This is a genomic window from uncultured Faecalicoccus sp. (assembly GCF_944327125.1).
Lineage (GTDB): Bacteria > Bacillota_I > Bacilli_A > Erysipelotrichales > Erysipelotrichaceae > Faecalicoccus.
This window is the reverse complement of the sequence record NZ_CALVGO010000016.1, coordinates 16,299-28,379: the sequence shown is the minus strand read 5'-3', so window position 1 is coordinate 28,379 and position 12,081 is coordinate 16,299. Positions and strand designations below refer to the sequence as shown.

Sequence of the window (12,081 nt, the reverse complement as noted above, 5' to 3'; positions counted from 1 at the left end):
CATCTCCCATCAAGCGATACTTTTGTCCGTCTTTTCCCTGCAGAACAAATGTATGGGTATGACATAAGGCACAATTTGTCCGTTTGCCGTCTTTGCACAAGGTATTGATCACACAGTGTTTCATGATCATCAATCGCCGTTTTCCATAAAGGGTCACCATGACCGGGGCTCTGAAGCCATACCGGGTGCAAAAAGCCTTCATCAAATCTTCGATATCCTGATCTTTGCATTCCAGGCTGAGGATCGCTCCTTGAAAGCCCAGATGCAGCAGGCAGGCCAGAGCATAAGAATTTGTAATATTGTAACGAAGATCGGCTATATCCTTGCGCTTAGAATCCATTCCCTCTGACACCCACAGTTTTTCGGATAGAGATACTGGATCAAGATGAACATCATAAGGTTTTTCAAGGATCTCTTTTTCTTTTGTCTTTTCTTGAAAAAAGGCATCAACGGCTTTCTTTCGCAAATGATTCAAAGCCGATAAAGAAAAATAGAAATCACCCTCAAGATCAAAATCAAAACGATCGATTTCCAGACAAGTATCCTTTGTCTTAGAAAACTGTTTGATCAGTGTCTTTTCATCGGTAGGACAGTTTTTGGCTCTGTCGGCCAGTTCATCGCTTTGCACACTCACAAAAAGATCTTTCTGCGACAACCGACAGACCAATGGATGACCGATACCTTTGCAGGAAAGCTGACAGTGGACCTTGATTTTTCTTGCGGCATCCTGTACTTTCTGTTCCACTTCTTTTTGAAGTTTGAAATCCGTTGTTTTCAAAACCTGCGTTTTCACCGGAACCTTTTTATCAAACGATATGGAAATGACTTCCCCCGGACTTCCATAAGAAACAAGGCGGTCTTTGGCATCATAGATATAATTTACTCGGCATCCATGCATTCCTAAGCGGATCCCATCATTTTGATTCAACCGATCGTTCAGCCGAACCCACACTCTTCCTTTTTTATTGGCAATCACCTTTCCTATCGGGATTCCCTGGTGATTGCATGTCTTTGTATTCATCAAATCATAGCCTCTTTGATCCTGATAATGCCCTGTACTAAAACCTCGGTTGTAGACGACCTTTAATTCTTTTTGATCCTTTTGATCCAGCGTTCCGCCTTCCAGAACCTTCTTGACTTTAGAAACCGCTTCATAGACATATTCCTTACTTTTCATGCGTCCTTCAATTTTGATGGAACAAATACCTAGATCCTGAAGTTCTTTGGCTTGTTCAATCAAAGACAGATCCTTTGGACTTAAAAGATAGTTTCCTTGTGTTTTCACTTCGGTTCCATCTTGATAGAGTGTATAGGGCATACGGCACGGTTGGGCACACATGCCCCGGTTTCCGCTCCGCCCATATTTTAATGAGCTGAATAAGCATTGCCCGCTATAACAAATACAAATGGCCCCATGGACAAAGGTCTCAATTTCCATTCCGGTTTGCACACAAGCCGCAATTTGTTCTTTGGTGCACTCCCTTGCCAGGACCACACGTTTTACACCCAGTTTCTTTAACTGTTCAATCTGTTTAGGATTTGTGATTGACAATTGCGTAGAAGCATGAATCACCAAATTTGGCAAGCGCTCGTGAAGCAGATGAATCAACCCCAGATCTTGTACAATCAAGGCATCCACTCCCATTTCATGAAGGAGTTTGGCCTGGTTGTAGGCTCTTTCCATTTCACTTTCAAACAAAAGTGTATTCATCGTGACATGGACCTTGATGTCCAGCAAATGACATCGATCGATTACCCTCTGCATTTCTTCAACCGTAAAATTTTGGGCATAAGCTCGTGCTCCAAAATCCGGCATAGCACAATAGATCGCATCACAGCCTGCTTGAATAGCCGCTTCTAAAACTTCCATATTTCCAACAGGAGCTAAAATTTCAATTTTATTCATGAGTTCAGTATATATTCATCTTTATCATTTTTCCACAAAAAAAAGCGGAGTGCTTCCACCCCGTTTTTGAACCCCCTGTCAGCTTTCTGACTTTTTTTCTTTATACTCTTTATAGTCTTGTATTGCCATCTTTGCCTCATAGATCGTTACCATTATGCCCAATATGTATATAAAGGTAGGAAACAAATCGAAAGAAAAGGTATGATTTATCATCATCACAGTATCTTCAATGGTCCATATCAGAGCCAAGATGAACCAGATTAAATGAGAACGTCTCATAAAATTTAATACGCCTGTAATGTTGTTTTCCAATAAGCATAAGGGGGTTGATTGCATTGTAGTGAGTTAGGAGGATATGGACATGCCTTTTTTTCGACAGTACGAATCACTTTAAATCTCTTCCTAGTTCCATAGGCCACTAAGTTTTCAATAACTTGTCTTGCGATATATCCACAAACATCTTCTCCTGTGACACCTTGAATCACTTCACAACCTGTTTTAATTTTATTTCCAACTTGATATGCCCAAAAAAGCCAAACAAGCGCAGTCCAAACAATGCCTTTACTGTTTCCAGAGTATTTTTTTAATTGTTCAGACTCTTCTACCGTTGGAGAAGTATATATGGTAACCCTATCATTTTCTATAATGGAAATAGAAGTTGTCCCATTTTCATTATATTGGATAGCTACATTTTTGTCTTTACGAGAAATATTGTATTCTGTTTCTATGAATTTGATAAATTCTTCATCGCTTTCATTCCCAGAGAGTCTAGGTATAGAACAAGCAATCGTTTTCTTATTGTTCTCCACTTTATTTTCATAAGCAAAAACTGAAACTCCAGAAGAAACCAGGCAAGTAGATAAGCAAATCAAATAAACAATAATTTTTTTAAAAGAAAAATTCATAAACATTCCTTAGAAATAATTTGAGATTATTTCTATCCTTCGATTTTATATATATCATATTAGTATTATATATGCAATACTATTATATTTTTTTATCCTTATTTGCAGTACTATTTTCAGTCAAGTTCACAATCCGTTTTGATTTCATTCATTTTGGTATCTTGGATCGGTTTCTTAAATCCTTTCAGGCACAAAAAAAGCCGATCACTCGGCTATTTTCGTTCTTCGTAGTATTTCTGGATCGCATCGAAGGTTTCCTGAGAAATGACATGCTCAATATGGCAGGCGTCATTTTCAGCGATTTCTTTAGGAACTCCGATTTCTTCCAGCATTTCACAGAAGAACTGATGACGGCGATACGTTTCATTGGCCAGACGATGACCACTTTCTGTAAGATACAGGAATTTATTGGAATCTAAAGACAGATACCCTTCCTTTTCCAGAAGCTTGACCGCATGCGATACGCTGGGTTTTGAAAACCCAAGATAGCTTGCGACATCCACGCTTCGTACATGTTCTATTTTTTCACTTAAGACCAAGATGGCTTCTAAATAGTCTTCCAATGATTCTCCTAATTCCATAGTTTACACCTCTTATAGAGCCATTTTATAAGGAATGCCTCATTCTGTCAAACAACTTGCCTTCCAAAAAAAGAACCAGCTTTCGCTAGTTCTCATAGATCTCAAGCACCTGATATCCTTTGGCTTCTAATGCCTGTTTCAAGGCATTAGGATCCTGGGCATCGCAGCGAACCACCATATTGGCAACGCCATCCTTGAAAGAATACACCCCAATATGGGAAATATTGACTTTCTGTTCCACAAAGATATCCGAAAGTTTTCCGATCGCACCCATTTCGTCTTTGACAGCGATGGTGATACGAACGCCTTTATCTTTCCATCCTAAAACACTCAGGAAACAGCCAAATACATCGTTTTGGGTAACGATTCCTACGACATTGTTTTCATTATCCACGATAGGAACGCATCCAATATCATGAGTACGCATCGTTTCCGCACACGATTCCATCAGTTCGTCTTCGTTCATGGAGATCACATTTTTGATCATGACTGTATTCACAGTTGTTTTTGACAAGAGATAGTTCAGTTCATAAATGCTTAAAGACGTGGCCGCCGAATGACTGGTGGCGATCATCCCTTCGGTGATCAGCCCAATCAATTTCTGGTTTTCCACAACCGGAAGACGATGGATCTTATGTTCTTTCATGATTTCCAGCACTTCCGAGATGGTTGCGTCTTTTTCTGTGCAAATGACATCTTTGGTCATATAATCTTTGACTTTAAACATTCTTTTATCCTCCTAAATAGGCTTTTTGAATATCCGGACTGGCGGCCAGTTCTTCGCCGGTTCCGCTCAATACGACTTTCCCTGTTTCCATAACATACGCCCGATGAGCAATGGACAAAGCCATCTTGGCATTTTGTTCCACCAGCAACACCGTTGTTCCCTGCTGATTGATTTCCTGAATGATAGAAAAGATTTCTTTGACCAGGATCGGCGCCAGACCCATGCTGGGTTCATCCAGCAGTAACAGCTTAGGTTTGGCCATCAAGGCTCGTCCCATCGCCAGCATCTGTTGTTCTCCTCCAGAAAGCGTGGAAGCATCCTGATCCACACGTTCTTTCAAGATCGGAAACTGTTTATAGACTTTTTCCAGGTCTTCCTGGATGCCTTTTTTATCTTTTCTTAAGAAAGCTCCCATCAAAAGATTTTCGTATACGCTCAATCCGGTAAAGATCCGTCTTCCCTCAGGAACTTGGGTCAATCCCTGCATAACGATCGCTTTGGGGTTTTTCTTAAAGATCGATTCCCCCATAAATACGATATCTCCGCTGGTTTTCTTTTTGATGCCGCTGATACTTTGCAGCATCGTTGTTTTTCCGGCCCCATTGGCACCGATCAATGAAACGATCTCACCTTCATTGACTTCCAGATCGATTCCCTTCAGAGCTTCGATCACGCCATAGTGCACATGGAGATCTTTTACTTCCAACATCGCCATACTAGATTTCCTCCCCTAAGTAAGCCTTGATGACAAACTCATTGTTTCGGATCTCTTCCGGATTGCCATCGGCAATCAGCTTTCCATAATCCAATACATAGATTCGTTCACAGATCTTCATGACCAGGGACATATCGTGCTCAATCAAAATGATCGTCAAATTGTATTTGTCACGGATACGGTGGATCAAATCCGTCAGCTGCGCCGTTTCCTGCGGGTTCATCCCTGCAGCCGGTTCATCCAGAAACAGAATTTTCGGCTGGATGGCCAAAGCACGGGCAATCTCCAGACGTCTTTGTTCCCCATACGGCAAATTGGTGGCCTGTTCATTTCTTTTTCCATACAGGCCCACTTCCTTTAACAGTTCGCAAGCCTTTTCTTCGACCCACTGTTCTTCACTGTAATAAGAAGGCAGGCGGAAGATGGCCGCAAGCGTTCCATAGCGAATGTTTTTATGCATCGCCACCTTGACATTTTCCAGGACCGTCATTGTTTTGAACAAGCGAATATTCTGGAACGTCCGCGCAATCCCGTAAGCGGTGATCTTATACGGTTTTAAGCCGCCTAACTGCACTTTCTTCCCATCGTTATCAAATTCGATCAATCCGCTGCTGGGTTCATAGACTCCGGTCAGAAGATTGAATAAAGTTGTCTTCCCGGCTCCATTGGGTCCGATAAGACCAATCAGCTCGCCAGGATTGATTTTCATCGAAACATTGGATACGGCACAAAGACCGCCAAAGTTTTTGGTTAGATTTTTTACTTGAAGAATCGGTTCCATTTTATTTCTCCTTTCGTCTGTTCAGTAACTTTTTAAAGGAGAACTCACGGGTTCCCAACAATCCAGAAGGCTTGAAGATCATAATGATGACCAAAGCCAGACCATAAATGATCATACGAATGTCTGAGAAATTCTGCAGGATCATATTCAAGACACCGATGGCAGCCGCTGCGATCACACTGGAAGTCATAGAGCCCATACCGCCAAAGACAACCATGACCAGAATATCGATCGAACGGTTGAACGTAAACTGCGTAGGGTTGATGACATAAAAGTTACATGCGAATAAAGCACCGGCCATACTGGCCAGGATGGCGCCAATCACAAAGGCGATGACCTTATAGCGGGTCGTATTGATTCCCATAGCTTCTGAAGCAATCTCATCTTCGCGGATAGAAAGGCAGGCACGTCCTGGAGCACTGCGGGTAAAGTTACACACAACGATCAGGGAGATCACAACCCCCGCCAGCAATAACGGCCAAGTGGTCAAACGAGGGATCCCGCTCAGACCAGCCGCTCCATTGGTGATTTCCATATTCTGAACGACGATACGGATGATCTCGGCAAATCCCAACGTGGCAATCGCAAGATAGTCTCCTTTCAAACGAAGGGTAGGAATGGAAACGATCAGTGCCACGATGGCAGAAATCACAAAGCCAATAAGAAGTCCAATCATAAAGCCGCCAAAATTCGGCATCATTTTCGTTACGATCCCGGCGCAGTAAGCTCCGATACACATGAAGCCCGCATGTCCTAAGGAAAACTGTCCGCAGATCCCGATGACAAGATTCAAAGAAACCGCAAGAATAATATTGATACAGATATTATAAAGAGTAATTTGGTAATAAGAGTTGATGATACCGGCATTCATTAAAAGGCTGCAGACCACAAAGATCACAATGGCACTGCCAAGCCACGCTAGATTTTCTTTGCACAAAAGTTGTTTTGGCATAGACTACACCTTCTCTCTTTGGTTCTTGCCCAACAAGCCATCCGGCTTGATGATCAAGATCAAGATCAAAATCAGGTATACGATCGCATCCCGGTATAAAGAACTTCCATAAGCCACGACCATGGTTTCGGCAATTCCGATAAACAATCCCCCGATCATAGCGCCTGGCACGCTTCCAATTCCCCCGAATACGGCGGCAATAAACGCTTTTAAACCTGGCACCATTCCCATCAAAGGATCGATGGAATTGTAGTAGATTCCCACCAGGATCCCGGCAACACCGGCCAGCGAACTTCCTAACAAAAAGGTAAACGAAATCGTCGTATCCACATTGATCCCCATCAGTTTGGCGGCATCTTCATCCACACTGACGGCTCGCATGGCACGGCCCATCTTTGTCTTTTTAATGATCAGCTGCAGAGCAATCATCAAAAAGATCGTAATCGCAAAAATATAGATCTGCTGCATGGAGACCGTAACCGGCCCCAGAGTGAAAGTCGCACTGCTTAAAAGCGTCGGATACGTCTTTACTTCACTTCCCATGACATACTGGGTCGTATATTCCAGCACATAGCTGACACCAATGGCAGTGATCAAGGCGGCGATCCGGGTCGCATGCCGCAAAGGCTTGTACGCAATTCGTTCAATGATCACGCCCAGGATCCCGCAGACAACCATACTGGCAATCATTGCCGGAAAAAAGCTGAATCCAAAGTAGGTCGTCGTGATAAAAGCCACATAGGCCCCTAACATATAAATGTCCCCATGGGCAAAGTTGATCAGTTTGATGATTCCATAAACCATGGTATATCCCAAGGCAATCAGCGCATAGATCGAACCCAGGGACAGACCATTGATCATCTGTTGTAAAAACTGGCTCATATTTTCTCTCCTTACCTAGAAAAAAGGGGAAGGTCCCTTCCCCTGATACATCTTCCTGACTATTTTTCTACAGATACTTCTGTAGCGGCTGTCTGTACACCGTTTTCCAGTTCAACAACCATAACGGTCTTGATTGGAGAATGTGTATCATCAAATGTAAAGGATCCGGTAATTCCAGAGAATTCAATACCTTCCAAAGTTGTCTTCAATTCTTCTCCGGTTGCTCCGGCTTCTTCCAAAGCCTGCAGTGCCAGGTTCGCTGAATCGTATGCCAAAGCGGAGAACATATTTGGTGCTTCCCCATATTCTTCCGTATAAGAATCAATGAAGTTTGTCAGTTCTTCACTGGCATTCAGCGTTGTATAACAAGTCGTATAGTATGTGTTGTTCAGATTTTCAGCTCCCGCTAACTGAGCCAATACTTCCGATTCAAATCCGTCGGCACCTACGATTGGTGTATCGATTCCCATATCACGTGCCTGTTTGATGATCAAACCAGCTTCAGAATAGTAACCGGCAATATACAGAACGTCAAAATCTTTTGATTTCATATCTGTCAGCATCGAAGCAAAATCCTGGTCTCCTGAGTTGTAGCTCTTTTCGGCAACCACTTCGCCGCCCATTTCGGTAAAGTCTTCCTTGAATGTTTTGGCAAGTCCTTGTCCATAATCGCTGACTTCGTTGATGATGGCCGCTTTTTTAACGCCTAAAGTCTCATAAGCATATTGAGCCATGGCTGCGCCCTGATAAGAATCCTCGAAACAGATACGGAAGGCATATGGATACGTTTCTCCATTGTCGTTGGTGGTCGCATCGATCTGTGTGGCCGATGGTGAAATTACCGGAACGGCATTGTCACTGGCTACCTGATACGTTGCGATCGAAGTAGTACTTGTCGCTGGTCCAACCAGGACAGAAGCTCCATCTTCCGTGATCAGACGAGTGGCAGCGGTCGTACTTTCCGAGTTCTCGGCTTTGTTGTCCTGTTCTGCGATTTCAATTTTATATTTGGAGTCTTTGTTTGCGTTGTATTGGTCAATGGCCAATTTGGCTCCGTTGTATTCGGCCGTACCATAGCTGGCTGTTGCACCGCTTAATTCAAAGTTTAAACCAATTGTAACGGTATCTCCATCCGCTAATGTTTTTCCTCCGCCGGCGGCTCCACCGGAACTGCATCCTGCCAGCATTCCTACCGCAAGGGCGGAAGAAGCCAACACTTTTAAGAAATTACCTTTCATACTTACTCCTCCTTAACAATAAAATGAATATGTATATATTCTACCCACATTTTCCCATATTTACAAGCGGTTTTTGAAAATATTTTGAAAACATGTAAACGGCTTTTGAAAATATTTTCAAAAAGAAAAAGTGGAGATCCTATATCCCCACCATCATCGATGAAACATTCACAAAGAATTCCATGATGTTCGACTGCAGCATCGAAAGCGGTCCACTCAAGATTCCCAAATAGATCAATACGATCAGAATCAGCATAAAGAAAGGCGATCCTTCGATAAAGCGATAGTATTGGTCATCCGGTAAAAACGAAAATAAAACTTTTGATCCATCCAGAGGTGGAACCGGAATCAGATTGAAGAGACCAAATCCTATGTTCATTCCTGCCGAAGTGGCCAGTACGGTCAATAGAAAACTTCCGGCATCGGATATCACAAAGGAAGGCACAAATCGAATCAGTCCCATATAAATCAAAACGCATAGAAACGCTAAAAGAAAATTGGCCACAGGGCCGGCAAAGCTGGTCCAGATGATCCCTGTCTTTCGATCCTTGTAATAAGAGGCATCCACCGGTACCGGTTTGGCCCATCCAAAATGAAACAACAAAAGGCACAAAACGCCCAGCCAGTCGATATGCCGAAACGGATTGAGCGACAGCCGTCCTTGACTTTTTGCCGTAGGGTCCCCTAACCAGTAGGACACCAGGGCGTGGGCCATCTCGTGGATCGACATGGCCGAAACGACCGCAATGACCGTAACCAGTATCCCTTCCCAATCAAAATTGAACATAGTTATACATTGAACCTAAAGTGCATGACGTCTCCATCCTGCACCACATAGTCCTTTCCTTCCAGTCTAAGTTTTCCGGCTTCTTTGATCGCATGTTCACTTCCCAGCACGTCCAGATCATCAAAGGCATAGACCTCCGCTCGAATAAATCCCTTTTTGAAATCGGTATGGATGATCCCGGCACAATCGGGAGCCTTCATTCCCTTTTTAAATGTCCAGGCACGGCACTCATCTTCTCCGGCGGTCAGGAAAGTACAAAGATCTAATGTATGGTACGCTTTCTGGATCAGATTATCCAATCCGCTGGAAGATATTCCCAATTCCTCCAGAAAAGCCTGCCGTTCCTGAGAATCCAGCGAACTCAGTTCTTCTTCCATCTTTGCACACAAAGATACGACATCGCTGTTTTCCAAGGCAGCCAACTCCTTTACTTTCTGGTAATATGGATTGGCATCCGGATCCATGACCCCTTCTTCATCCAGGTTACAAACGTAGATCACCGGTTTGGCCGTAAGAAGATTATATGTTTTTAAGATCGTATTCTCTTCTTCACTGAGTTCTAAAGAACGAACCGGTTTTCCTTCTTCCAGGCACGGTTTTAAACGGCTTAACAGTTCCATCTCCATCTTGGCTTCTTTATCCGAAGCCGCCTTGGCTTTTCTTTCCACTTTTGCGATCCGGTTTTCCACTGTCTGCAAGTCGGCCAGCGTCAATTCCAAATTGATGATCTCGATATCTCGGATTGGATCGATCGTATTTTCCACATGGGTGATATTAGGGTCGTCAAAACAGCGTACCACCTGGCAGATCGCATCGGTAAGCCGAATATTGGAAAGAAACTGGTTTCCTAAACCTTCCCCTTTGGACGCTCCTTTTACCAGTCCGGCAATATCGGTAAACTCAAACGTTGTATAAATCGTCTTTTTAGGATGAAAGATCTCCACCAGACGATCGATTCGCTGATCTGGAACTTCTACGACCCCTACATTGGGCTGAATGGTCGCAAAGGGATAGTTGGCGGCTTCCACCTGACTCTTTGTGATCGCATTGAATAATGTTGATTTTCCTACGTTAGGCAAGCCTACGATTCCTGCAGTTAAAGGCATGACCTATTCACTTCCTTTCGATACTACTCGTTTTAATTTCTTTTCAAATTTACTGCGCGGCATCAAAACACTGGCACCGCATCCTAAACACTTGATACGAATATCCGCTCCCATACGAATGATCTTCCACTGTTTTGATTTATGACACGGATGTTCTTTTTTCATCTCAATGATATCGTTTAGATCATACTGTTTTTCATCCATTGAACTCATGCTCCTTATATGCTTTCAGCGTATTCTTCAATAACATACATACCGTCATCGGGCCCACTCCTTTAGGCACCGGAGTAATGGCGCGAGTCTTGTCTTTGACATTTTCAAAATCCACATCCCCGCAAAGTTTGCCATCTTCCATGCGGTTGATTCCTACATCGATCACAACGGCTCCTTCTTTGATATAGTCTTCCGTGATCATTTTCGGTTTCCCGATGGCCGCCACCAGAATATCGGCTTTTCGGCAAAGCGCGGGAATATCTTTCGTTCGAGAATGCACCATGGTCACTGTCGCATTTTTCTTTTGAAGAAGCAAAGAGACCGGTTTGCCCACAAGGTTGCTGCGGCCAAGGACCACCGCCCTTTTCCCGCTGAGATCATCCAGACCGATGGAATGAAGCATTTCCATAACACCATAAGGCGTACATGGAATAAATCCATCTCTTCCCGTCAAAAGTTTTCCGGCATTGACCGGATGAAGGCCATCCACATCTTTATCCGGCGAGATCGCATCGATCACAGCCACTTCATCCAGATGTTCAGGCAAAGGAAGCTGGACCAGGATCCCATCAACGTTTGGATCTGCATTTTGTTCTTTTACTACTTCGATCAATTGATCCTGCGATATCGAAGCCGGTAAACGAAGCGTCAAATTTTTCATTCCCACCGAAAGGCAAGCTTTTTCCTTCCCTTTGACATAACTTTGACTGGCCGGATCATCCCCTACCAGAATCACGCTCAATAACGGCTGCCTTTTCCCCTGACGGGTCAGCTGTTCCACTTCCTTTTTGATTTCTTCTTTGATTTTCTGTGACAATTCACTTCCGTAAATGATTTCCATTATAATTCCTCACTGTCCAATATGATCGTAACCGGACCGTCATTACAGAGCTCGATCTTCATATCGGCCCCAAAGATCCCAGTCTGAACTTCCATCCCCTGCTCTTTTAACGCGGCATTGAAATATTCGTAAAGAGGTATCGCAACATCGGGTTTAGCCGCATCGGTAAAACCCGGGCGATTTCCCTTTTTGCAGGATGCATATAAAGTAAACTGCGAAATCGAAAGGATCTTTCCCTGAATATCCCGTATCGAGAGATTCATCTTGTCATTGGGATCCGAAAACACGCGAAGGCCGCAGATCTTGCGAACGACTTTGTCCACCGTTACTCGATCGTCTGTATGCGTAAAACCGACAAGGATACAGAATCCCTGATCAACAGCGCCGGTGATCTCCTGATCAACCGTACATTTGGCGTATTTAACTCGTTGAATCACAGTGCGCATA

General features: G+C 43.6%; 14 protein-coding genes. All 14 read right to left on the bottom strand.

Annotated elements, in window-relative coordinates; translation table 11 throughout:
- On the bottom strand, positions 1-1,906 hold a 1,906-nt coding region (locus Q0K03_RS03515; protein ID WP_297237780.1), incomplete at its 3' end, for a U32 family peptidase.
- Between the two features lie 284 nt (positions 1,907-2,190).
- On the bottom strand, positions 2,191-2,811 hold the full coding sequence (locus tag Q0K03_RS03510) for a hypothetical protein (RefSeq protein ID WP_297237778.1): 621 nt from the start codon (positions 2,809-2,811) through the stop codon (positions 2,191-2,193).
- Between the two features lie 212 nt (positions 2,812-3,023).
- A complete protein-coding gene (locus Q0K03_RS03505) occupies positions 3,024-3,392 on the bottom strand; it encodes a metal-dependent transcriptional regulator (protein WP_297237776.1) in 369 nt (122 codons plus the stop codon).
- An 85-nt stretch (positions 3,393-3,477) separates the two neighbouring features.
- Positions 3,478-4,119, bottom strand: coding sequence for a CBS and ACT domain-containing protein (locus Q0K03_RS03500; protein ID WP_297237774.1), 642 nt, complete (start codon positions 4,117-4,119; stop codon positions 3,478-3,480).
- A 4-nt stretch (positions 4,120-4,123) separates the two neighbouring features.
- Positions 4,124-4,828, bottom strand: coding sequence for an ABC transporter ATP-binding protein (locus Q0K03_RS03495; RefSeq protein ID WP_297237782.1), 705 nt, complete (start codon positions 4,826-4,828; stop codon positions 4,124-4,126).
- A gap of 7 nt (positions 4,829-4,835) precedes the next feature.
- Positions 4,836-5,615, bottom strand: a complete 780-nt coding sequence (locus Q0K03_RS03490) for an ABC transporter ATP-binding protein (protein ID WP_297237772.1) — start codon at positions 5,613-5,615, stop codon at positions 4,836-4,838.
- A 1-nt stretch (position 5,616) separates the two neighbouring features.
- Positions 5,617-6,567 (bottom strand): branched-chain amino acid ABC transporter permease, encoded by a 951-nt coding sequence (locus tag Q0K03_RS03485; protein WP_297237770.1) that lies wholly within the window; start codon positions 6,565-6,567, stop codon positions 5,617-5,619.
- A 3-nt stretch (positions 6,568-6,570) separates the two neighbouring features.
- The gene (locus tag Q0K03_RS03480) at positions 6,571-7,449 is read right to left on the bottom strand and encodes a branched-chain amino acid ABC transporter permease (protein WP_297237768.1); all 879 of its coding nucleotides are present in this window, start codon (positions 7,447-7,449) and stop codon (positions 6,571-6,573) included.
- A gap of 59 nt (positions 7,450-7,508) precedes the next feature.
- On the bottom strand, positions 7,509-8,687 hold the full coding sequence (locus Q0K03_RS03475) for an ABC transporter substrate-binding protein (RefSeq protein WP_297237766.1): 1,179 nt from the start codon (positions 8,685-8,687) through the stop codon (positions 7,509-7,511).
- A gap of 139 nt (positions 8,688-8,826) precedes the next feature.
- The gene (locus tag Q0K03_RS03470; protein WP_297237764.1) at positions 8,827-9,474 is read right to left on the bottom strand and encodes a site-2 protease family protein; all 648 of its coding nucleotides are present in this window, start codon (positions 9,472-9,474) and stop codon (positions 8,827-8,829) included.
- Between the two features lie 2 nt (positions 9,475-9,476).
- The gene (gene ychF / locus Q0K03_RS03465; RefSeq protein WP_297237761.1) at positions 9,477-10,580 is read right to left on the bottom strand and encodes a redox-regulated ATPase YchF; all 1,104 of its coding nucleotides are present in this window, start codon (positions 10,578-10,580) and stop codon (positions 9,477-9,479) included.
- A gap of 3 nt (positions 10,581-10,583) precedes the next feature.
- Entirely contained in the window at positions 10,584-10,784 is a 201-nt protein-coding gene (locus tag Q0K03_RS03460) for a DUF951 domain-containing protein (RefSeq protein ID WP_297237759.1), read from the bottom strand.
- Complete coding sequence (folD, locus tag Q0K03_RS03455) at positions 10,777-11,634, bottom strand: bifunctional methylenetetrahydrofolate dehydrogenase/methenyltetrahydrofolate cyclohydrolase FolD (protein WP_297237757.1); 858 nt, start codon at positions 11,632-11,634, stop codon at positions 10,777-10,779. The genes Q0K03_RS03460 and folD overlap by 8 nt, the downstream gene beginning before the upstream one ends.
- On the bottom strand, positions 11,634-12,080 hold the full coding sequence (gene dtd / locus Q0K03_RS03450; RefSeq protein WP_297237754.1) for a D-aminoacyl-tRNA deacylase: 447 nt from the start codon (positions 12,078-12,080) through the stop codon (positions 11,634-11,636). Before dtd ends, folD begins: the two co-directional genes overlap by 1 nt.
- Position 12,081 lies beyond the last annotated feature (1 nt).